At 64.9% G+C, this 22,610-nt stretch carries 23 protein-coding genes; 10 read left to right on the top strand and 13 right to left on the bottom strand.

Annotated elements, in window-relative coordinates:
* Positions 1-119 precede the first annotated feature (119 nt).
* From ABH922_RS04920 to ABH922_RS04910, 3 genes are all read left to right on the top strand, one after another.
* Positions 120-1,475 (top strand): lytic murein transglycosylase, encoded by a 1,356-nt coding sequence (locus ABH922_RS04920; protein WP_424805867.1) that lies wholly within the window; start codon positions 120-122, stop codon positions 1,473-1,475.
* A 144-nt stretch (positions 1,476-1,619) separates the two neighbouring features.
* Positions 1,620-2,480, top strand: a complete 861-nt coding sequence (locus tag ABH922_RS04915) for a lytic transglycosylase domain-containing protein (RefSeq protein ID WP_424805866.1) — start codon at positions 1,620-1,622, stop codon at positions 2,478-2,480.
* A 24-nt stretch (positions 2,481-2,504) separates the two neighbouring features.
* Positions 2,505-3,641, top strand: coding sequence for an Mrp/NBP35 family ATP-binding protein (locus tag ABH922_RS04910; protein ID WP_424805865.1), 1,137 nt, complete (start codon positions 2,505-2,507; stop codon positions 3,639-3,641).
* Positions 3,642-3,681: 40 nt separating this feature from the next.
* Here ABH922_RS04910 and ABH922_RS04905 read toward each other — a convergent pair whose 3' ends face one another.
* Entirely contained in the window at positions 3,682-4,713 is a 1,032-nt protein-coding gene (locus tag ABH922_RS04905) for a LacI family DNA-binding transcriptional regulator (RefSeq protein WP_424805864.1), read from the bottom strand.
* Positions 4,714-4,966: 253 nt separating this feature from the next.
* Between ABH922_RS04905 and ABH922_RS04900 the strand changes: the two genes are divergently transcribed.
* Genes ABH922_RS04900 through ABH922_RS04880 form a run of 5 tightly spaced genes read left to right on the top strand, consistent with a single transcriptional unit; the run spans position 4,967 to position 9,921 of the window.
* A complete protein-coding gene (locus ABH922_RS04900; protein ID WP_424805863.1) occupies positions 4,967-5,959 on the top strand; it encodes a substrate-binding domain-containing protein in 993 nt (330 codons plus the stop codon).
* Positions 5,940-7,007, top strand: a complete 1,068-nt coding sequence (locus tag ABH922_RS04895) for an ABC transporter permease (protein WP_424805862.1) — start codon at positions 5,940-5,942, stop codon at positions 7,005-7,007. Before ABH922_RS04900 ends, ABH922_RS04895 begins: the two co-directional genes overlap by 20 nt.
* Complete coding sequence (locus ABH922_RS04890) at positions 7,000-7,752, top strand: ATP-binding cassette domain-containing protein (protein ID WP_424805861.1); 753 nt, start codon at positions 7,000-7,002, stop codon at positions 7,750-7,752. The genes ABH922_RS04895 and ABH922_RS04890 overlap by 8 nt, the downstream gene beginning before the upstream one ends.
* A 29-nt stretch (positions 7,753-7,781) precedes the next feature.
* The gene (locus ABH922_RS04885) at positions 7,782-9,260 is read left to right on the top strand and encodes a mannitol dehydrogenase family protein (protein WP_424805860.1); all 1,479 of its coding nucleotides are present in this window, start codon (positions 7,782-7,784) and stop codon (positions 9,258-9,260) included.
* A gap of 1 nt (position 9,261) precedes the next feature.
* Entirely contained in the window at positions 9,262-9,921 is a 660-nt protein-coding gene (locus ABH922_RS04880; protein ID WP_424805859.1) for a nucleoside/nucleotide kinase family protein, read from the top strand.
* Between the two features lie 77 nt (positions 9,922-9,998).
* On the opposite strand, the gene tatB is transcribed toward ABH922_RS04880, so the two are convergent.
* From tatB to sigE, 4 genes are all read right to left on the bottom strand, one after another.
* The gene (gene tatB / locus ABH922_RS04875; protein ID WP_424805858.1) at positions 9,999-10,391 is read right to left on the bottom strand and encodes a Sec-independent protein translocase protein TatB; all 393 of its coding nucleotides are present in this window, start codon (positions 10,389-10,391) and stop codon (positions 9,999-10,001) included.
* A gap of 73 nt (positions 10,392-10,464) precedes the next feature.
* Complete coding sequence (locus tag ABH922_RS04870; RefSeq protein ID WP_424805856.1) at positions 10,465-12,000, bottom strand: S1C family serine protease; 1,536 nt, start codon at positions 11,998-12,000, stop codon at positions 10,465-10,467.
* Between the two features lie 66 nt (positions 12,001-12,066).
* On the bottom strand, positions 12,067-12,393 hold the full coding sequence (locus ABH922_RS04865; RefSeq protein WP_424805855.1) for a hypothetical protein: 327 nt from the start codon (positions 12,391-12,393) through the stop codon (positions 12,067-12,069).
* A 69-nt stretch (positions 12,394-12,462) separates the two neighbouring features.
* Positions 12,463-13,209, bottom strand: a complete 747-nt coding sequence (gene sigE / locus ABH922_RS04860; RefSeq protein WP_424805854.1) for an RNA polymerase sigma factor SigE — start codon at positions 13,207-13,209, stop codon at positions 12,463-12,465.
* 147 nt (positions 13,210-13,356) lie between these two features.
* On the opposite strand from sigE, the gene ABH922_RS04855 reads away from it, so the two are divergent.
* Positions 13,357-13,992 carry an O-methyltransferase gene (locus ABH922_RS04855; protein WP_424805853.1) on the top strand — a complete coding sequence of 212 codons (636 nt, stop codon included), beginning with the start codon at positions 13,357-13,359 and terminating at the stop codon, positions 13,990-13,992.
* Between the two features lie 34 nt (positions 13,993-14,026).
* Here the strand turns inward: ABH922_RS04855 and glgC are convergent, their stop codons facing one another.
* On the bottom strand, positions 14,027-15,241 hold the full coding sequence (glgC, locus tag ABH922_RS04850) for a glucose-1-phosphate adenylyltransferase (RefSeq protein WP_424805852.1): 1,215 nt from the start codon (positions 15,239-15,241) through the stop codon (positions 14,027-14,029).
* Between the two features lie 132 nt (positions 15,242-15,373).
* Between glgC and glgA the strand changes: the two genes are divergently transcribed.
* Positions 15,374-16,546: a glycogen synthase gene (gene glgA / locus ABH922_RS04845; RefSeq protein ID WP_424805851.1), complete on the top strand. Its 1,173-nt coding sequence runs from the start codon at positions 15,374-15,376 to the stop codon at positions 16,544-16,546.
* Between the two features lie 21 nt (positions 16,547-16,567).
* On the opposite strand, the gene ABH922_RS04840 is transcribed toward glgA, so the two are convergent.
* The 7 genes from ABH922_RS04840 to ABH922_RS04810 form a co-directional block, all read right to left on the bottom strand.
* Positions 16,568-17,410, bottom strand: coding sequence for a putative RNA methyltransferase (locus ABH922_RS04840; RefSeq protein ID WP_424805850.1), 843 nt, complete (start codon positions 17,408-17,410; stop codon positions 16,568-16,570).
* A 120-nt stretch (positions 17,411-17,530) separates the two neighbouring features.
* A complete protein-coding gene (locus tag ABH922_RS04835; protein ID WP_424805849.1) occupies positions 17,531-17,698 on the bottom strand; it encodes a DUF3117 domain-containing protein in 168 nt (55 codons plus the stop codon).
* A 150-nt stretch (positions 17,699-17,848) separates the two neighbouring features.
* Complete coding sequence (locus ABH922_RS04830) at positions 17,849-18,421, bottom strand: DNA-3-methyladenine glycosylase I (protein WP_424805848.1); 573 nt, start codon at positions 18,419-18,421, stop codon at positions 17,849-17,851.
* Between the two features lie 55 nt (positions 18,422-18,476).
* A complete protein-coding gene (locus tag ABH922_RS04825; RefSeq protein WP_424805847.1) occupies positions 18,477-18,854 on the bottom strand; it encodes a DivIVA domain-containing protein in 378 nt (125 codons plus the stop codon).
* A 46-nt stretch (positions 18,855-18,900) separates the two neighbouring features.
* The gene (locus ABH922_RS04820) at positions 18,901-19,854 is read right to left on the bottom strand and encodes a glucosyl-3-phosphoglycerate synthase (protein ID WP_424805846.1); all 954 of its coding nucleotides are present in this window, start codon (positions 19,852-19,854) and stop codon (positions 18,901-18,903) included.
* Positions 19,851-20,750, bottom strand: coding sequence for a dihydropteroate synthase (gene folP, locus ABH922_RS04815; protein ID WP_424805845.1), 900 nt, complete (start codon positions 20,748-20,750; stop codon positions 19,851-19,853). The genes ABH922_RS04820 and folP overlap by 4 nt, the downstream gene beginning before the upstream one ends.
* A 76-nt stretch (positions 20,751-20,826) precedes the next feature.
* Complete coding sequence (locus ABH922_RS04810) at positions 20,827-22,599, bottom strand: long-chain-acyl-CoA synthetase (RefSeq protein ID WP_424805844.1); 1,773 nt, start codon at positions 22,597-22,599, stop codon at positions 20,827-20,829.
* Between the last annotated feature and the right edge of the window lie 11 nt (positions 22,600-22,610).

Genomic DNA, 22,610 nt, shown 5'->3' with positions numbered 1-22,610 from the left:
CATTCCCACGTTCCACGACACGAATCCTGACTGCCGAGTAACATAAATCACAGCAATCAGGACTATCTCGACGAACAGAACGAGCATCTTCGGAGCGGGGAACCAGCCAAAGGGGAATCGTGCGCGTACGAGGAATCATCGCAGCGTCCACACTGGTCGGCGGGCTACTCGTGGCCGCCGGCCCGGCGACACCGACTGCCTCGAGCGCCTCGTCCGCGACGAGTCGTGTCCCCGTCGCCCTGGCCGGTGTCGCAGTCCACGGCGCCGACAACTCCGTGGACTTCCTCCCCACCCCCCGCACCGTCCGCACTCAACGTTCCGCTCCACCTGCGGACAGTGCGGTGGGCGGCTCGGTGACAAGTCCGGTGGCGTCCTCGATCGTCCTGACCTCTCTGGGCATCCCGGAGATCGTGCTCAACGCCTACCGATCCGCCGAACTTCAGATGATGACGGAGGCGCCGGGTTGCGGGGTGTCCTGGCACCTCCTCGCCGGGATCGGCCGTATCGAATCCGGGCATGCCGGCGGCGGGCGGACCGATTCCGTGGGAACACTGCTCACGCCGCTCTACGGTCCCGTGCTCGACGGCCGACTAGCCGGAAACGAAATCATCACCGACACCGACGAAGGCGCGATCGACGGCGACCCGAACCACGATCGGGCCGTGGGTCCCATGCAGTTCATTCCGGCCACCTGGAAGGCGTACGCCGCCGACGGCAACGGCGACGGGGCCGCCGACCCCAACAACGTCTTCGATGCGTCCCTGGCTGCCGCCAAGTATCTCTGCAGCGGTGGCCTCGTCTTGCGCAACCCGGCCGATGAACTCAAAGCTGTTCTGCGGTACAATAATTCAGCTACATATGCGGCAAACGTCATCATGTGGTCCACGGCGTACAGCAAGGGAGTAGTTCCGTCCGGCCCGTTGCCGTACACAGCCGGGACGAACACGGAAAGTACGGCAGCCGGAAGTATCCCGGGTCAGGAGGCGTCCACACCGGCAATGCTGGCCGCAGCCGCCGATCCGGACCCGCACCCGATCTCCGATCCGAGTTCCGCCGCCGCACTGCTTCCCGACCTCCCGGCAATGCCCGCAGTGGTACCAGGAACAACAGTGGTACCAGGAACAACAGTGGTACCAGGAACAACAGCGGTACCCGGCTCACCCCAGGCCCAGCGCGCGGCGGCACCGCCAGGGATCTTCGTCCCACTTCCGGTGCTGACCAGCCGCGGACTGACCTGGCCGATAGCGGCTCCCGACGGATGGCGCTGGCCCGATGACATGTGCCAAATCCTGCCCGCCGAAGCGCTCGATCACCTGCAGCCCGGCATTCTGCTGCCGTGCGAAATCGTCCGCCCGGGGGTCGCGTCCACCACCACACCCGCACCCACTCCGGCCTCCACCACCGATAATGCACCCGCACCCGCAGTACCGGTCATTCCGCTCACCCCTATCATTCCGGGCATGCCTAATTTATAACCAGAAATAACGTTTGAGCAGTGCAGGACCCTGAATTCGACCAGTTTTGGTCACGGTTGAATAACGGAACTGCAACAAGTCGGGTAGCCTCGATTCCGTCAGTTGAACGGAAAACCTCCTCCGGAGGTTCAGGAGGCAATAACAGTGGGTCGGCACCGCAAACAGGCAAATTCCAGCATTCGTCGAAATTCGGTCATTGCGATCGCCGGTCTCGTCCCTGTCGGAATCGTCGCCGCGGCCCATTCGGCCGGCGCCGACTCCAAGATTCCGTTCCTGAACACCAGCTCCTCCGAAGCTGTCACCGAAGCTGCCACTGCCACCGAAACAGCCGTGCCACAAAACGACGTCCTCCCGCCGATACCCGAGGTGGTCGAGCCGGCATCGTCCGAACCCGAGCCGCCCGCCCCCGTCCAGAGCACGCCGCCGATACCGGCCTCCATGGCCGAAGGTGCACTCGGCATCCCGGGCGTCAGCCTTGCCGCGTACCAGAACGCCGAGCGCATGCTCGCCGTATCCAATCCCGGCTGCAACATGCGGTGGACGTTGATCGCCGGAATCGGCCGCGTGGAGTCCGGCCACGCCAACGACGGCCGAGACGCCGACGCACACGGTGACCTCCTCACACCGGTGATCGGCCTGCCACTGAACGGCAGCCTGCCCGGCCAAGCCGTCATCATGGACACCGACGGCGGCGCACTGGACGGCGATCCGGTGTACGACCGCGCCGTGGGCCCCATGCAGTTCCTGCCGTCCACCTGGGCGATCTACGGCAGCGACGGCAACGGCGACGGCAAGGCCGACCCCCAGAACCTGTTCGACTCTGCCCTGACCACCGGCAAGTATCTCTGTGACGGCGGATTGAACATGAACGACGTGACGCAGGCCGCCGCCGCCATCCATCGATACAACAACTCGGCGGCCTACGTGGCGAACGTTCTCGCGTGGTCGCTCGGCTATTCGACCGGCATCGTCCCCGCTCCGGGTGACCTGCCGCGCATCCACTGACCTGCCTGGTCCTACCATGGAGACATGTCTGTACTGACCGAGTCCGATGTTCGTTCCGCGCTCGCCAAGGTTCTCGATCCCGAGATCCGTAAACCCATCACCGAACTCGGCATGGTCAAGGGCATCGAACTGGCCGACGACAACAGCGTCGACATCGGCATCTACCTGACCACGGCCGGTTGCCCGATGCGCGGCGAGATCACCGAACGCGTCACCAAGGCCGTTGCGGACGTGCCCGGCGTCGGTGCCATCCGCGTCGAACTCGATGTCATGGACGACGCTCAACGCACCGAGTTGCGGCGGTCGCTACGTGGCGACTCCGCCGAGCCGGTCATCCCGTTCGCTCAGCCTGGTTCCCTCACCCGCGTGTATGCAGTCGCCTCAGGCAAGGGTGGAGTCGGAAAATCCAGTGTCACAGTAAATCTCGCCGCAGCTATGGCCGCTCGCGGCTTGTCCGTGGGCGTGCTCGACGCCGACATCTACGGCCACTCCATACCTCGAATGCTCGGCACCGACGCAAAACCGACACAGGTGGAGCGCATGATCATGCCGCCCATCGCCCATGACGTGAAGATGATTTCGATCGCGCAGTTCACTCAGGGCAACACGCCCGTCGTGTGGCGCGGCCCCATGCTGCACCGGGCGCTGCAACAGTTTCTCGCCGACGTGTTCTGGGGCGATCTCGACGTACTGCTCCTGGATCTGCCGCCCGGCACCGGCGACATCGCCATCTCGGTGGCCCAGCTCATCCCCAGCGCCGAGATCCTCGTCGTGACCACCCCGCAGCAAGCCGCAGCGGAGGTCGCCGAACGTGCAGGAGCCATAGCGTTGCAGACTCGCCAACGCGTCGCCGGGGTCGTGGAGAACATGTCCTGGCTCGAACTAGCCGACGGCACCCGCATGGATGTCTTCGGTGAAGGTGGGGGCCAGACGGTCTCCGACCGCCTCACCAAAGCCGTCGGTGCACAGGTCCCGCTGCTCGGTCAGATCCCGCTCGATCCGTCTGTTCGCGAAGCCGGTGACGCGGGAACTCCGATCGTTCTGAGCGCCCCCGAGTCGGCCGCCGCGATCGCACTCAAGAGCATCGCGGACAAACTGGCAGTACGCCAACGTGGGCTTGCCGGAATGTCGCTCGGCATCAACACCGTCCGCAACATGTGACGAACCGGCTGCTACTCGTCAGCCGGTCCTGACGAAGCTGTCAGCGGGCCGACGTGATCGGAGCACAGCCACAGGACTGTCGATGCTGAAACGACGTCGGAACCACGACGGTTCGAGGGTCGACGGCCGGATCGGCGATCCGGCTCAGAAGCAGTGCGACCACGTGTTCCGCCAGTGCCGAATGATCCTGTGCGGTCGCCGAAATCTGCGGTGACGCAAGATCTGCCCACTCGAAGTCGTCGTAACACACGACGGCGACGTCTTCTGGCACTCGCAGCCCGACGCCACGCAGCGCCCGCAACACCCCGAGTGTCATCAGGTTGTTCGACACCACGAGGCCGGTCGCCCGCTCCGCCGGGTCGACGGAGGTGAAGTACTCCGACACCACCTGCTGGGCAACGTCTTTGTCGGAACTGCCGTCGAGAATCATCGCGCTGTCGGCAACGAGATGGGCCTCACGGACGGCCTCACGGAACCCTTGCAGGCGGTCGTGCGCCGACATGGTCGTCATGGCGCCTTGCACGTACACGATGCGCCGGTGTCCGCGCTCGGCAAGGTGTAGCGTCAGCGCTTTCACGGATTCGACGCACTCGGAGTAGACCTGATCGGCGGGCAATTGCGATCGGCGGTCGAGGAACACGACCGGTGTGCCCAGCTCGAGCAACTCGGTCAGGGTGTTGTTGAGTTCCGGATTCCCTTCCAGCGGATTGACGATCAGTCCGGTGACTCGGCGATCGAGAAGATCGTTGATCACCTCGACCTCGACGTCGGGGTCGTCGGTGGTGTCGGCGAGGATCAAGGTGTATCCCTTGGCTCGCAGCTCACGCTCGATGTCGCGCACCAATTCCGCGAAACCCGGGTTGGTCACGACCGACATGGCGAGCCCTATCGTGTGCGTGGAGTTGGTGGCCAACGCGCGGGCCGCCAGGTTGTGCCGGTATCGCGTGGTCCGCACTGCCGCCCGAACCAGTTCTGCCGTTTCCGGCGCGACCGTTCTCGTGCCGTTGAGCACGTGCGACACCGTAGTGGCGGACACGCCGGCAACCCTGGCAACGTCGGCCATCGTCGACATGGATCTCCCTTGTTCAGAGCCTCGCCGGCCGAGGATTCCCCCAGGCTAGGTGGAGACCACCTGTCCACGCAAGCCCTTGCGCAAGGGCTTGCGCAAGCCCTTGCGCTGACGCTAACCTCGGCCGACGCCCGATCAACGCAAGCGCTTGCCCCTGCAGCGCGACATCGACGCTCCTGCGCTGATCCGGGCCGACGTGCGCATCTCTCGCGACCTGCCTGAGGCGTAGACCTGGCCCCGACAAAGGAGTTTGGCCTTGAAGAAGTTGCTTCGATCCGTGGTGAGCGTGTCCGCTGCCGCAACCATCGCCGTCACACTGGCCGCCTGCGGAGGCGAGTCGGGCGACACCGCCGCCGACGGCTCGACCAAGCTGACCATCGGATTCGTTCCGGGTATCGCATCCGACCCGTTCTTCAAGGCAATGCAGGTCGGCGCCGAGGAAAAGGCACGCGAACTCGACATCAAGCTGCTCTGGCAGGGCGCTGCCGACGAATACTCCCCGCAGTCGCAGCTACCGTTCGTCGACGCGATGCTCACCCAGCAGGTCGACGGCCTGATCCTGGTACCCACCGACCCCAATGCACTGCAGCCGTCCGTGACCAAGGCGGCCGCGATGAAGATCCCGGTCGTCACCGTGGACACGACGGTGGCCGACGAGAGCGCGCTCACCTCGTTCATCACCGGCGACAACCTCGACGGTGGCCGGCAGGCCGCGCGAACAATGGCGGAGCAGATCGGTGGCTCCGGTGAGGTGTTCATCCTCTCCGGCTCGCCGACCGCGACCACCAATCAGCTTCGCGAGCAGGGTTTCAAGGACGAGATCGCCCAGAACTTCCCCGGTATCACCGTCGTCGGAACCGAGTACGCCAACAGCCAACCGGCCAAGGCCACCTCGGCACTGAACACCACCTTGCTCAAGTACCCCGAACTCAAGGGCGTCTTTGCTGCCGACGGCACCTCCGGCACCGGAGCAGTTGCGTCCCTGCGCAACTCCGGCAAGTCCGGCCAGATCAAGCTGATCGGCTACGACGCGTACGAGAATCAGATCGACGACCTGAAGGCCGGCGTCTACACCGCTCTCGTCGCCCAGCAGCCCGGCGCCGAGGCTGCTGCCGCGCTCGGGTACGTGGTGGACAAGATTCGCGGTAACAACGTCGACGAGATCGAGAAGTCGCTGGTTCTCCCCAACGTCGTGATCACCGCCGACAACCTCGCGGAAATGACAGCGCATGTCTACCCGGCCAACTGAATCCGAGAAGCCGACCCGCCCCGTCACCGGTAGTGTCGTGGCCGCGCAGCCGACGACGGCCGAACGACTCGGCGCGCTACTGGGCCGTCAGGATGTGATCCTGCTCGGCGTCCTGATCGTGATGGTCGCCTTCTTCACCGTCATGAATCCGAAGTACTTCAGCTCGTTCGCCTTCGCGAACATCCTGCAGGACTTCGCGCCGGTGATGTTGCTCGCGATCGGCCAGACCTACGTCATCCTCACCGGTGGTATCGATCTGTCCGTCGGATCGGCCCTGGGTCTGAGTGGAGTCACCTGCGCACTGGCCATGCGTTCGTTGGAGTCGAACGGAACTCCCGTCGCCGCAACCATTCTGGTGGGCCTTCTGGTCGGGCTCGCCACGGGGCTCGCGGTGGGGCTGGTCAACGGCTTCCTGGTCACCAAGGCGAAGCTCGCCCCGTTCATCGCAACGCTGGCCACCCTCGGAGCCGGAGCCGGACTCACCCTGGTGGCCACCGGCGGCGTACAGATCGCAGGCGGACCGACCGAGGTGATCACCCTGGGCAACACCACCTATCTCGGCGTCCTCACATTGCCATTGATCATCGTGCTGCTGGTGCTGGCATTCTTCTGGATCATGTTGGAGCAGGCGCGCTTCGGCCGATGGACCTACGCGATCGGATCGAATTCCTTCGCTGCGCGCGGCGCCGGCATCCCGGTCAACCGCCACCTGGTGAAGGTGTACGCACTCTCCGGCCTGCTGGCCGGTCTCGCCGGCGTCTACGTCTACATGCGATTGGGCTCGGGGTCCCCGACGTCCGGACAGGGCCAGGAGCTCAACGCCATCGCCGCAGCCGTCATCGGCGGACTCGCCCTCACCGGCGGCAGCGGCAAGCTGTCCGGCACCGTGTTGGGCGCACTGATCACCACCGCTGTTCTCAGCGGCCTGATCCTCATCGGTGTGGCCCCGAACTGGCAGCAGGTGGTGGTCGGTGTACTCATCGCCGGAGCCGTCGCGCTGCAACAGGTCAAGTTCTCCGGACTGCGAAAGAGGCGAGCCAATGGCTGAGGTCATCTACGAAGCTCGCGGAGTCGGCAAGACGTTCGGCTCGGTCACCGCGTTGGCCGACGCCGGCTTCCAGATCCGCGCCGGCGAGGTCGTCGGTCTCGTCGGCGACAACGGGGCCGGAAAGTCGACGCTGGTCAAGATCCTCTCCGGTGTGCACCAGCCGACCACCGGCTCCGTGCTGCTCGACGGTGTGGAGCGTCGCTGGAACTCCCCTGCCGAGGCCCTCGACGCCGGAATCGAAACTTTGTACCAGGATTCCGGTCTGTGCGCCGACCTGTCGATCAGTGCCAACGTCTACCTCGGGCGCGAGATCCTGCGACCGGGCCTGGCCGGGAAACTCGGCTTGCTCGATCACAAGGCGATGGCCACCAGAGCGAAGGAAGGCCTCGAGCGGGCCGGGATCGGTGTCGCCGGAGGTAGCCGGCCGGTGGGCACCATGTCCGGCGGGCAGCGCCAGGCCGTGGCCATCGGCCGCGCCATCACCTGGGCTCGCAAGCTCATCATCCTCGACGAGCCCACCAACCACCTCGGCGCCCGCCAGGCCGCAGAGGTCCTGCAGGTGATCGCGCGAGCCAAGGAGCAGGGGCTCGGCGTCATCTTCATCTCGCACACGTTGCCGCACGTCCTCGAGGCCACCGATCGGATCGTGGTTCTCCGACTCGGCCGGGTGATCGCCGACGCACCGACCTCGTCGTTCACCCCGGACTCTCTCCTCAAGGTGATCACCGGCCTGGCCGGAACCTGACAACTGCCGCAATACTCAGAAAGAGCACCATGAAGCTCAGTAACTCCACTCTGCACTCTCTGCCGTCCGACGTCGTCGTCCCGACCTACGATCGCTCCGATCTGACGCCGGGAATCGTCCACATCGGAGTCGGCCACTTCCACCGTTCACACCAGGCCATGTATCTGGATCGTCTGCTGCACACCGAAGCCGGTGCGGGGTGGGCGATCTGGGGCGTCAGCATCGAATCCAAGGGCGAAGACATCGCCGACGCCCTGGCCGGTCAGGACGGTCTCTACAGCCTCACCGAGAAGGACCCGGACGGCGCCACGCGCACCACGGTCATCGGATCGATCGTCGGATTCGACCGCGCCGCCGACGACGGCGAACCCGTCATCAGCCGTCTGGCCGATCCGAACACCAAAATCATCTCCCTCACCATCACCGAGGGCGGGTACGGCATCGACCCGGTCACCGGCGCGTTCTCCGGGGCCGGCGATCCGCTGATCGAGGCTGATCTGGCCGATCCGAACTCGAATCGATCCTGGCTGGGATTGGTGGTCAAAGCACTGATCCGCCGCAAGGAGTCCGGGGCAGGCGCGGTCACCTTGATGTCGTGCGACAACATTCAGGAAAACGGGCACGTCGCCCGCGAAGCCCTGATCGGCTTCACGAAAGCCGTTGCCCCCGAACTTCTCTCCTGGATCGACGCCAACATGTCGTTCCCCAGTTCCATGGTCGACCGGGTCACACCCGGGACAGTGGACGCCGATCGAGCGTTCCTGTCCGAGACCTACGGCGTCGACGACGCGTGGCCGGTCACCTGTGAGCCGTTCACCCAATGGGTACTCGAGGACAACTTCGCAGCCGGCCGCCCCGCCCTCGAAACCGTCGGAGTGGACGTCGTCGCCGACGTCGAACCGTACGAACTGATGAAGCTGCGCCTGGCCAACGGCACCCATCAGGCCCTGTGCTACTTCGGCCACCTGCTCGGCCTCGAGTACGTACACGAGGCCATCGCCGATCCCGGCATCAATGCGATGCTGCTCCGGTACATCGACGAGGAAGCCGTACCCACCCTGCGCCCCATCCCGGGAGTGGATCTCCACGGCTGGGGCCGAACCGTGTTGCAGCGCTTCGGAAACCCGCAGATCAAGGATCGCCTGAGCCGGATCTGCGAGGACACCTCCGATCGCATCCCGAAGTTCGTGCTGCCCGGTGTCCGAGATCAACTCGCCGCATCACGCCCGGTCGCGGTCTGCGCCGCAGTGGTCGCCGGGTGGGCACGGTACGCCGAAGGCACCGACGAGAACGGCGATGCCATCGACGTGCGTGATCCGCGTCGTGAACAACTGATGACGGCGGCCGGCCTGAACCGGGAGAATCCTACGGCCTTCCTCGACGTGACCGAGATCTTCGGTGACCTCGGTGCGACCGAGGCCTTCGCCGGACCGTACCGCTCGGCGCTGAGCACCCTCCACACCGCCGGAACCCGAGCGCTGCTCGACTCGTTGACGACAGCCGACTGAGATGGCCGCCGGTGCGAATGCGCTTCCCGAACCCGTCTGCCTCGCAGCGGACGACCTGGCGTCCCGAGTGCGGCGACTGCAGCGCCCAGGTCACCGGGTGATCATCGGCATCACCGGACCACCCGGCACCGGGAAGACGACCCTCATCGGTGAGGTCGTCGAGGCTCTCGGTACGCCGTCGAGAACGGCAGCGGTGCCTATGGACGGATTTCATCTCAGCAATCGGGTGCTGGCAACCCTCGGACGCTCCGATCGCAAAGGTGCCGTCGACACCTTCGACGCGTGGGGATACGCCCACCTGCTCCGCAGACTCCGCGCCCGCGACGAGGACGTCGTCTACGCTCCGGACTTCGATCACAACGCCGGAGATCCGGTCGCCGGATCGATCGGTGTCGAGCGCGAGGTCGACACCGTCTTCACCGACGGCAACTACCTCCTCTCGCCGACCGGGGCGTGGGCACAGGCCAGGAAGTGCATGGACGAAGTCTGGTATCTGCACACTCCCGACGACCTCCGCCTCGCTCGCCTCGTAGCGCGGCACATCCGGGCAGGCAAGGACCCGGACGCCGCCGCGGCCTGGGCCAACGGACCAGACGAGGTGAATGCGAAATCCGTTGCGCTCCAACGTGGTAACGCCGATCTGATGCTCCTGAACACCTGATCGCACCAACGAGGAACGGGACCGACATTTCGATGTCGGTCCCGTTTCGGTTCGTGAGGTGCGCGGCCGGGTGACGCTCAGGTGGCGTCGTAGTCGACCGGCGGACGCTCACCTGCGGCCAGTGGCTTGTCCTTCGACAGGGATGTCGGTTGCGCGGGGCCACTCTGCGGCTTCTTGTCGAAGTTTCCCGTGAAGATCGAATCGTCACCGTCGAGGAGATGCTGAGTGATGACCGCGCGCGGCGTCATTCCGCGCAGCTTGTTCAAGTCGGCAAGCGGCTTACGCAGATCCTCGAAGTCGGTGCCCAGTTCTTCCTTGAGCTGATTGGACGCGCCGGAAGCATATTCACGTACCTGCCGGAGCGACTTGGTCACCCAGGAGATCGCACCAGGCAGCCGCTCAGGTCCCAAGATGACCAGAGCAGCTACGAGCAGGATCATGAACTCGCCCCAACCGATGTTGCCGAACACAAGGGTCAGCCTACTGTGTCGACGGCGAGTCCGCCCACGACCGGTTCGTCCGGCTTGCGCCGCGCCCCGTCCGTCAATCCGAATCCGGGGTCACGGTGATGTCCACTTGCCGCCCGTCCCGGATCAGCTGCACCGCGACCGGCGCTCCGATAGTGGTCGCGTTCAACGCCACCACCAGCTCGTCGGCGCTCGTGACCGCTCGATCCCCTACTTTGACGATCACGTCACCTTCGACTATTCCGGCCCGTTGGGCGGCACCGCCTTCCCTGACGTTGGCGACGTCCGCGCCGCTGGTGGCGTCGTTGACCGCCGTCCGGGCATTGACGCCGATGTCGGGGTGACGCACCGAACCGTCGCGGATGATGGCCTGCGCGACCGCCGTGACGGTGTCGATCGGAATTGCGAAACCCAATCCCACCGATCCACCGGACTCGCTGAGCATCGCCGTGTTGATTCCGATCACCCTGCCTTCGTCGTCGACCAGCGCGCCACCCGAATTTCCGTGATTGATGGCGGCGTCGGTCTGGACGGCGTCGATCACCGCGTTGGTGTCGGTGCCCTCGCCGGACAAACGCAGTGGTCGGTTCAGCGCACTGACGATTCCGCGGGTAACGGTCTTACTCAAGCCGAGGGGTGATCCGACAGCGACCACATCGTCGCCGACCTGGACGTCGCCGGACCGGCCGAGTTGGGCAACGGTCAGGTTGTTCGCGGCAACCTTGAGCACGGCCAGATCGGTTTTGACGTCCCGCCCGACGATTTTCGCGTCAGTCTTGGTGCCGTCGGAAAAGATCACCTGAATCGTCGCTCCCTGCACCGGGGGCGCGGCCGAGGAGATCACGTGATTGTTGGTGACTATGTATCCGGCACCGTCGATGACGACACCCGATCCGGTACTGCCCTGATCACCCACGGCCACCTGAATGGAGACGACCGAGGGCAGGACCGCGTCAGCGACCTTCGCCACCTGCGACTGCGGGTGGTCGTCGGTGCCGGATTGCACCAGGGTGACCCGTGAACTGGTCAGCGCGCTGCGATCCGCGGTGAGCACGGTGGCGACGAGTCCACCGACCAGTGCGATCACCAATGCGATTCCGGCCAGGGCTGCCAATGCCGACGGTGCAACTCTCCGACCGAACAGCACCTCGCGCACGTCGAGTTTGTCGGCAAGTGGCCGCGGGATCGTCATGGCGGACTCCACCGGCCCACCCAGTGCCACTTCGGATTGCGGATCGCGCCAGGGATCGCTCGGCACGTCCTCGGATGCAGGAGCGGTGGTAGAAGCATCGGGATCACGCCCGATCGTGTCGGTTTCGCCTTCGGGACGCCCGAAGGCCTCCGCCAGAACGGGATCGGGCGGGCCGACGAACAACGGAGCAGGTGCCACCCGGCGAGAATCCACCGGCGAGAACGATCCTTCGAGGCCGCTGGGTCGCCCGAAAACCTGCCGGGTCGTCGGATCGATCGCCGGCCGATTCACCGGGCGAGGCCCCAGAACGGGGGCATCGCCGGGGCGGCCCACGACCGTGGGGTCAACGGGGCCGACCGCACTTCCCTCGTCCGAAGAAACCGAATTCACCCCGGATTGCCCCCTCTGTCCGTCAGTCACGTGATCCAGTATCACTGATCCGCGACCGGGGACGTCCGCTGACCGCGCCGAAACCCGGTCCGTTGGTCATTTACGCCGACGAAGCGAAAATCTGCGGCCGGGAGCGGACAGCGATTGCCGATCCGCATCGCCGTGCGGGCCGTTACACGACGGAATCTGACTGAGGAGACCGAGCAGCGACAGGGGCATCGTCATCTCGCCGCTACCACGCAGTGCGCCACGGGCCTGTTGCTGCGCCTCGACGGCCGCCGAGCACTCGCCACATTCGGCGATGTGCTGGGCGGCTCGAAGGTAAGCCTGCATCCGGAGCTCTCCGTCGACGTACGCCGCAATGGCCTCACTGGCCAGATGTTCGGTTGAACCGAACTGGCGATGTACCCGCGCCTCCGTCATTCGTCCCTCCAGATGATCGACCCACGTCTCGGACCAGCACAACTGCGGTGCTCGCCACTGATCCGACCGTCAGGAACCGACGAGTTCGGATTCAGCCGCGCGCTGCGCAGCCAGGTGATCACGAATCGCCTGTCGCCCACGGTGGATGCGGCTACGCACCGTTCCGAGCTTCACACCCAGTGTGGCACCGATTTCCTCATATGACAGACCTTCGATGTCGCAGAGAACCACGGCAGCGCGAAACTCCGGAGCCAACGAGTCGAGAGCGGACTGCAGATCGGCGTCGAGGCGAGCATCGTGATAGATCTGCTCCGGGTCCGGACCTGGTGAGGGAACCCGGTCGTAGTCCTCGGGAAGTGCCTCCATACGAATGCGGTTACGACGACGAACCATGTCCAGGAACAGGTTGGTCGTGATGCGGTGCAGCCACCCTTCGAACGTGCCGGGCTGGTAGTCCGACAGCGAGCGAAACACACGGATGAACGTGTCCTGGGTCAGGTCTTCGGCATCTTGAGCGTCACCGGAGAGCCGGTAGGCCAAGCGATACACCCGGTCGCCGTGCTGACGAACCAACTCGTCCCATGACGGCATTGTCGACTTCTCGCCCGTCGCGTCGAACACGGCGGTACCGACCAGCTCGGAATCCACAGCCGATTCCGTCGTCTTCACTTCCGACACTCGAGGGCTACGCTCGTCGTTGACCTGGTAGATAACTGGATCCTCCTGCTCTGGACCGCGCGTCACGATCTTCGACGCACCGGCGTTGGTACAAACCTGCCGTTGGCGGGTTTTGTTCCCGACTGCCGAGGTCGGCATGACCGTCACCCCCGGCGACCTGCGCTCCGGCGATGAGGAAAGCATCTCGCACCGCGGTGTGCTAGTCCTATGAAGAACCTGAGGCCTTCCTGAGAATGCCGAGGACTGCGCGCCGTGCACCGACAACCCGGCGCGCCCGATAACCTCATGGACGTGACCCACGCCGAACAGATACTCCGTTACGTCGAAGGGGCCGTCTCCGAAGACGAGATGACGGCCGCTGCGCGAGACCGAGCCCTGGATCTCGACGCCGACCCGGTGAGCCCGGCAGTCGGTGCGACCCTGGCGATGTTCGCCCGGATGCTCGACGCGAAGACGGCCGTCGAGGTCGGTACCGGCGCCGGGGTCAGCAGTTTGTGGTTGCTCCGCGGGATGCGCGACGACGGAGTTCTGACGACCATCGATCACGAACCGGAATCCCAACGTGTGGCAAAACTCACGTTCCGGGAGAACGGGATTGCGCCGGCGCGCACTCGTCTCATCAACGGGCGGGCACTGGACGTCCTCCCTCGACTCGCCGACGGCGGTTACGACCTCGTTTTCGTCGACTGCACCCCGATCGATCATCCGCATTACGTGCGCGAGGGCGTCAGGTTGCTCCGGTCGGGCGGTGTGATCGTCCTGCACGGGGCTCTGGCAGGGGGGCGAGCGGCGGATTCGTCTGCTCGTGACGCCGCGACGGTAGCGGTGCGCGAAGCCGCGAAGGCCATCGCCGAGGACATCCGACTGATTCGGGTACTCCTCCCGATCGGCGAGGGTCTGCTCTGCGCCAGCAAGCTGTAGCTCCTACGTCGGCAAGCGCTGGTTCGGGCGACCGTCAGATCCAGACGCCCTTGCCGATGGCGACGACACCACCCTGGCTGACGGCAAATCGTTCCCGATCCCGGTCCAGGTCGACACCGATGATCTCCCCGTCACCGACCACGACGTTCTTGTCGAGAATCGCCCGCCGCACCACCGCGCCCTTGCCGATACGCACGCCGGGCATCAACACGCTGCCCTCCACCGTCGCGCCGTCCTCGATCATGACGTTGGAACTCAGTACCGAGTTCCGTACGGTGGCCGCGGACAGGATCGATCCGGCACCGACCACCGATTCCTGAGCGAGCCCGCCCTTGACGAACTTGGCGGGAGCCAGGTTTTCGGTGGCGCCGCGGATCGGCCAGCGCCGGTTGTAGAGGTTGAAGATCGGGTGGACCGAGACCAGGTCCATATGGGCGTCGTAGAACGCGTCGAGGGTACCGACATCGCGCCAGTAGCCACGGTCACGGTCCGTCGCGCCGGGAACGACGTTGTCCTTGAAGTCGTAGACCGACGCCTCGCCCGCTGCGACGAGTGCAGGGATGATGTCACCGCCCATGTCGTGATCGGAATCGGAATTCTCCGAGTCGGCGCGGAGCGCATCGACGAGCACCTTGGTGGTGAACACGTAGTTACCCATGGACGCGAAGGTGGAATTGGGGTCGTCCGGGGTGCCGGGGGGATGCGCGGGCTTCTCGAGGAATTGGGTGATGCGGCCGGACTCGTCACTGTCGATGCACCCGAACGCAAAAGCCTCGCTACGGGGTACGCGGATACCGGCAACGGTGACACCTGCCCCGGATTCGATGTGGTGCGCCACCATCTGTTCGGGATCCATACGGTAGACGTGGTCGGCGCCGAACACCACGATGTATTCGGGGTCCTCGTCGTAGACGAGGTTGAGCGACTGCAGGATCGCATCGGCGCTGCCGGTGTACCACCGTGGACCCAGACGTTGTTGAGCGGGAACCGGGGTGATGTACTCCCCGGCGAAACCCGACAAACGCCAGGTCTGGGAAATGTGTCGGTCGAGTGAGTGCGACTTGTATTGCGTCAACACACAAATGCGTAGGTATCCCGCGTTCACGAGGTTACTCAACACGAAGTCGATGAGTCGATAGGCGCCCCCGAACGGCACCGCTGGTTTGGCTCTGTCCGCCGTCAGCGGATAAAGGCGTTTGCCCTCGCCTCCGGCGAGCACGATTCCGAGCACATGCGGCTGGCTTCTCACACCGTTAACCTATCCGGCCCGCATCACTCCCGCTAGCGAAGCGGCCGGAGGTGACCGGTGCCTCAGCTTCGACAGGACACGGCAGTGGTCGAATCGGTGGCCGGATCGGGTTCGGCCGGTTAGGTTTAGCGCGTGCGAGTCGCAATGATGACCAAGGAATACCCGCCCGAGATCTACGGTGGGGCAGGGGTGCACGTCACCGAGCTCGTGGCACAGTTGAAGCAACTGTGCGAAGTGGACGTCCACTGCATGGGCGCCCCGCGCGAGGGCGTGTTCGTCCACTCCCCCGATCCCGCGTTGGCCGGGTCCAATGCGGCCCTCTCGACGCTGTCCACCGAGTTGCGCATGGCCGATGCGGCCGCGGGTGTGGACATCGTGCACTCGCACACCTGGTACACCGGGTTGGCCGGGCATCTCGCGTCCGCGCTCTACGACGTGCCGCACGTTCTGACCGCGCATTCCCTCGAACCTCGGCGCCCGTGGAAGGCCGAGCAGTTGGGTGGTGGGTATCGCATTTCGTCATGGTCCGAGCGCAACGCGGTAGAGCATGCCGACGCGGTGATCGCGGTCAGCGCCGGTATGCGCCTCGACGTCGTCGACGCGTATCCGTCGGTGGATCCGAGCCGTGTTCACGTAGTACGCAACGGAATAGACACCGACGTGTGGCGTCCCGGACCCGCAGCGCCGGGCACCGAGTCCGCGTTGGATGCGATCGGTGTCGACCGGTCCAAACCGATCGTGGCGTTCGTCGGGCGGATCACCCGGCAGAAAGGTGTCGGGCACCTGGTGGCGGCAGCGCACCACTTCGACTCCGATATTCAGCTCGTCCTGTGCGCCGGAGCTCCCGACACACCCGAGATTGCCGCCGAGACCGAACGGGCGGTCGCGGACCTGGCGGCGGCCCGCGGCAACGTGTTCTGGGTCCGCGACATGCGACCTACCGAACAGATTCGGGAAATACTTTCGGCAGCAACGTTATTCGTATGCCCATCGGTGTACGAACCGCTGGGCATCGTCAATCTCGAGGCCATGGCCTGTGAAACCGCGGTTGTCGCTTCGGACGTCGGGGGGATTCCCGAGGTGGTCGAGGACGGCGTCACCGGCCTCCTCGTGCACTACAACGCATACGAGCCCGGCGCATTCGAGGAATCGTTGGCTGACACCGTCAACGCGTTGATCGCCGACCCCGCAAGGGCAGCGGCGATGGGACGCGTCGGACGAGAACGTGCGATACGTGAGTTCTCCTGGGCTGAAATCGCGCGTCAGACCCTCGAGGTCTACGCGGACGCGTCGCGGCGGCGGTGACGGCCGCGACCGGTCTCGGCGCTACTGCTTCCGGTACACGGTCACCGTCGCCGAGACGGTGACCCGAATCGTCTCCGGCAGGTTCGCAACGGCCGCCGAGAGGTCCGCCGCCGACCGGTGACGCGCTGTCGGCCCCATTCCGACCAGATCGAGGACGTCTGCTCGGCTCAGAACGGCGACGTACTCCACGACACTGCTGTCGACGCGGTCGAACAGCCCTGCCATCGACGATTCGAGGCGTTCTACTTTACGGTCGTCGACGCGAACCATGTCGAGATCGCCGATCAGTTCCCGCAGGTGCCGCTCGGTGGGCGTCAGGACGACCAGGACGCCACCGTCGTCCAGCACTCGATGCGACTGTGCACCGTTGCGCGGAGCGAAGACACAGAGGACGTGGGACAACGAGGAGTCGCGCAGTGGCCACGGCTGCCAGGCGTCGGCGACGATCGAACCGATATTCTCGTGTGCTCGCGCCGCGCGTCGGGCCGCGAACTTCGACACGTCCAAGGCCACGGCCCGCGAGTGCGGTAATCGGTCGAGGACGTAGGTCAGATATTGCCCGGTGCCTGCCCCGATCTCGACAAGCCGAGCCGGCTCCGGGTCCGGCGCCGATTCCACACATGCCGCGGCCAGCGTGCGCATCAGCGGATCGAAATGTCCGCTGCCGAGAAACCGTGCCCGTGCCGCAATCATCTCGGCACTGTCACCGACGAACTTGGTGGAACCGCCGTCGAGCAAACTCACGTACCCCTGCCGGGCGACATCGAATCGATGGCCGCGAAGGCATTGCGCCACACCGTCGTCGACATCGAGCTCGCTGCGGCAGGCCGGACAGGCCAACAGGTCGATCACTTCGCCGAGCATCGGCTGCCCCTCACGTCTGGCTGCGGCACAGACACTTCAGGCCCCGTACCTGATCGATACGGGGCCTGAGTGCAATTTACCGTCGATGATGAAAACTGTAGAACGAGTCGAACGAACCGATCAGCCGGTGACGTTCTTGAGTTCTTCACCGAGTGCAGCGGCTTCATCCGGGGTGAGCTCGACGACAAGGCGCCCGCCACCCTCGAGTGGAACCCGCATGACGATTCCTCGTCCCTCTTTGGTTGCTTCGAGGGGACCGTCCCCGGTCCGGGGCTTCATGGCCGCCATCCTCTGCTCCCTCCAGATCTGCGCTGCACTGCTCTGCGCCTCGACTAACGGTGCGCCCCGCCAGCTATCGACGAGGCTCGTACCCCCTATTGTTCCCTATCAACACGGGAACCGGGAATTTGCGTGGCTTTACGCGTGTTCGCGTCGTGCTCATCGTGTTGCCGGAACCCAGCAATCAGACACGTGATCGTCCACCATTCCGGTTGCCTGCATGAGCGCATATGCAGTGGTAGGGCCCACAAATCTGAATCCTCGTCGCTTGAGCTCGCGGGCCATCGCCGTCGACTGCTCGGTGATCGCCGGAACGTCGTCGATCGATGCAAGTCGTGCGGGGCGGCGGGGCGGGGCGAACGACCAGAGGAGCGAATCGAGGTCGAGTTCGGGTGTGTCGACCAAAACGCGGGCGTTGGAAATGGTGGCTTCGATCTTCGACCTATTGCGCACTATGCCCGAATCGGCAAGGAGTCGATCGATGTCGGATTCTCCGTACTCGGCAACGATCTGCGGGTCGAAGCCGCCGAAAGCGGCTCGAAACGACTCACGCTTGCGCAGGATGGTGATCCACGACAACCCGGACTGGAACGCCTCGAGTGCCAGCCTTTCGAACAGGGCGTCGCGCCCGTGTACCGGCTTGCCCCATTCGGTGTCGTGGTAGTCGCGATAGAGGGTGCCCCCGGCCGTGTCCACCGCCCACGCGCATCGGACCAACTCCACCGCCGTCACGATCTCACCGCTGTCACGATTTCACCGCCGTCACGATCTCACCGTCGTCTCGATCTCACTGCCGGTCGGTGGCGGGGATCGATCCTGCGCTCTCGGCCGGTGAGAGACCGACCGGCGACTCGAACTCAGCCTCGCCCGACTCGACATCTGCTGCCGTGACTCGCGCCAATTCTTCACGCAGGGAATCGATTTCGATACCGAGACGATGCAGAGCCCAGTCCACTTCGCTGGCCTTGTATCCCCGCAGCACCTGCTGGAAACGTAAAGCACTCACATCTGCGCCGGTGACGTTCTCGGCAGGCAGTACCGTGGCCGTCGTGCCGGGCGGCAAAGCGGGAAGCTCTTCCGAGCGCCCGAACACGGCGCCGGCCGCCAGGAATATCGTCCCGCCGACCAGCGCCATGACAATCAGGTACAGCAGGATCGTGAGCATGCCCAGATACTTCCATATCTCGGCGCGGTACCGAGACCCCCGTGCATCACTCTCGGATCGTGTTCATCGCCGGACGGTCGACGAGCGAGACCGAGGTGGTCTCGGGAACGAAGGAATCGCCGTCGACGAGGAATTGAGTCAGCCCGGCTCCGGAATCCTCGATCCCGCAGCGGCGGAGCATCGTTCCGATGATCTGCCGACTCATGACTCCCAGATCGGCCAGAGGCCGGTTGCGGTGTTTGCGGACCCCGAGGTTGACCTGACCTATCGCACCCAGTCCGAGGGTGTCGTAGGTATCGAGCAGCAACCCGATCTCCACCCCGTACCCCGGTGCGAACGGTACCGCCGAGAGAAGTTCCCGAGTACCGGCATATTCGCCGCCGAGTGGCTGCAGAATCGACGTCAGTTCCGGCCGGAGCGCCGCCAGCATGGGCCGCGCCACCAGTTCCGTGACCCGGCCGCCCCCATTGGCGTCCTCGGTGCCGCTGACCCGCAACGGGCGCCGATAGTAGCCCTTCACTAGGTGGATACCGTCCACTGTCAACAGCGGACCCAGCAGCTTCGGGACGAAAGCCGGGTCCGGGTTGATCAGATCCGAATCGACGAACGCAATCAGATCACCGGTAGTCGCGGCCAGTGACCGCCACAGAACCTCGCCCTTACCCGGCACCGGCGCGAGGGACGGGACGGCTTGTTCCCGGCTCACCACCCGCGCCCCCGCCGCCCGCGCACGTTCACCGGTCCGGTCGGTGGATCCTGAATCCAGCACGATCAGCTCGTCGACGAGGCCACCGAGAAGTGGATGGATCGTGTTCACCACCGCGGCGACGGTTTCTTCCTCGTCCAGCGCCGGAAGAACGACCGACACCGTGCGACCGGCTTTCGCACGTTCGAGCTCCTCGATCGTCCAGATCGGATGATCGAAGGTATTCGCCTCGGACCACGCATGGTTGATCCCGGCCACCGAGGAATCGACGTTGATCGACGGTCCGGCGCTCATGCCAGCCCCCGAACCGTGCGCACGGGCGCACGCCGGCCCGTGATCGCCGCAACCATGTCCACCACTCGACGGGTGCTCGCCACTTCGTGAACTCGGAACACCCGAGCGCCGCCTGCTGCGGCCATCGCTGTCGCTGCCAATGTTCCCTCCAACCGCTCGGAAAGTTCCACACCAAGAGTCTCCCCGATGAAGTCCTTGTTACTGAGCGCCATGAGCACCGGCCACCCGGTATTTACAAGAACGTCCACTCGCCGCAACAACTCGAGCCCGTGAAAGGTGTTTTTTCCGAAATCGTGGGTCGGATCGATCAGGATCGCGTCCCGCGCCACACCGAGCGCCGCGGCACGTTCGGCCGCGGCGACGACCTCCTCGACGACGTCGGCCACGATGTCGGCGTATCGAACACGATGGGGGCGAGTGCGTGGAACCGCACCGCCGGTGTGCGAGCAGACGATTCCGGCACCGGACGCGGCCGCGACGGCCACCAATTCGGGATCGGCACCTGCCCAGGTGTCGTTGATCAGATCGGCGCCCTCGGCGCACGCCAGTCGTGCCACCGCACTTCGCCAGGTGTCGATACTGATGAGAAGTTCTGGGTATTTGGTGCGAATCGCCGCCACGAAGGGGACCACCCGACGAATCTCTTCTTCCGTGTCGACCAGGTCACCCGGGCCGGCTTTCACACCACCGATGTCCACCAGGTCGGCACCTTCGGCGACGGCCCGGTCGACCGCCGCCATGGCCGCGGCGTCCGAAAAGGTGGCGCCTTGGTCGTAGAACGAGTCCGGTGTTCGGTTGACGATGGCCATGACCAGAGCACGATCGGTCGCTACCGGGCGTCCACACAGGGTGGGAGCCGAGGTAGGTTGCGGTGACGATCCGTCATGCGAAGACATGCCGTTCATATTGGCATGACCGCAGACCCTCCATCCCTCGGGCACCGCGCCCGCAATCCCTTCGGGACGGTAACCACTATCCCTTCGGGACGGTGCCTGCTGCCACCTCGTCGACGTATCCACCGTACGAGGCGACGTAGCCATCGGCGCGACCGCCGAGGACGTACAGCGATTCGGGATCCACGTCGTATCCCTCCTTGCGGAGTTCGACCTTGCGCGACTTGAAGGTACTCGTGTGTTCGAGCGAGTCCACGACCCGCACGAACAGCGGCACCGCGTACGCGGGAAGTTTGCCGTACAGGTGTTGGGCTGCGGCCGCGCCGTCGAAGGACGATCCCTCTCGTAGCTGAACGGCCGCCATACCGGCGCGGCCGTCGGTTCCGGACACCTCGACGCCGTAGACGACGGCTCCTTCGACCGCCGGGAACGAGGCGAGTGCGCCCTCGACCTCCGTGGTGGCGACGTTCTCGCCCTTCCACCGGAAAGTGTCGCCGAGTCGGTCGACGAAGGCGACGTGACCGAACCCCTGTTTACGCACCAGGTCGCCGGTGTCGAACCAGCAGTCGCCGTCGTCGAACCCGTCACGGACCAGTTTGCTGTTGCTTGCTTCCTCGTCGGTGTACCCGTCGAAGGGCGCGCGGTCGGTGATCTTCGAGAGCAGCAGTCCCACCGCACCGGTTTTCACCTTGCTCAATCGGCCGTCGGCCCCGCGTAGTGCTTTACCGGTGTTCTCGTCGAATTCGACGACGGCGTGCGGTAAGGGACAGAGCCCGGCGGTCTTGTCCACGTTGAGGGCGTTCACGAAGGCGATGTTGCACTCGCTGGCTCCGTAGAACTCGGCCACCCTCGCGATCGCGAAACGTTCGGTGAACTCGTCCCAGATTTCCGGACGGAGACCGTTACCGACCATCAGGTGCACCGTGTTGTCACGATCGGTGGGCTTGGCGGGCTGGTTGAGTAGGTATCGGCACAATTCACCGATGTACGTGAACGCCGTTGCCTTGTTGATCGCGATGTCGTCCCAGAAACGTGACGCCGAGAACTGGCGGCCGATGGCCAGCGTCGCCCGAGACGCGAGCACCGACGACAGCGAGACGGTCAAGGCGTTGTTGTGATAAAGCGGTAGGCAACAGTACAGTGTGTCGCTACTACGAAGCCGCACGCCCATCTGTCCGAGACCCGACATGGACTTGAGCCACCGAAAGTGAGTCATCAGGCTCGCTTTGGGCATTCCGGTGGTGCCCGAGGTGAAGATGTAGAAAGCCTTCTCCTTCGCGACGATATCGGCCGTCACCGCCGGGTTGGCGGTACTGGCCGCTTTCGCCAGCTCGTCGAGCTCGCCTGAGGGCAGTGTCGCCGGTGCGGCGAAACCGTCGGGCAACGAGTCGAGTGCCTCCTGGCAGTCTTCGGCGACCACCAACACCCTCGCCCCGAGCAGGGTCAGACTGTGGGCGAGCACGTCGTCTCGTTGGTTGTAGTTCAACATGCCGGCAGCGGCACCGAGTTTGACGGCCGCCAACGCGATCAGCAGCGCTTCGGGCGTGTTCTTGGCCAGCACCGCCACCACGTCGCCGCGCACGACGCCGCGCCCGCTCAGCACGTCGGCATACCGATTCACCTGCTTGTTGGCGTCACCGTAGCTCGTCGACCGACCCTCGAATCGGAGGAACGGGCGGGCCGGATTCTCGTGCGCCGCCTTCTGGAAGATCAAGCCGATCGATTCCTTCGCCGACGGCTTCCGCATGAGCCCGGTCACCCCGTGCAGCAGGGCGGGCACCTCGGTGATCATCGACGGCAACCTGACTGCGAGATCGACGACACCTATGGTCGATCGAGCCTCCGAACTCATGAATCCCCCTC

Origin of the sequence: Rhodococcus sp. 27YEA15 (genome assembly GCF_049739425.1) — a bacterium.
Lineage (GTDB): Bacteria > Actinomycetota > Actinomycetes > Mycobacteriales > Mycobacteriaceae > Rhodococcus_F.
The sequence above is the reverse complement of the archived record's forward strand: the minus strand, read 5'-3'. Positions and strand labels throughout refer to the sequence as shown.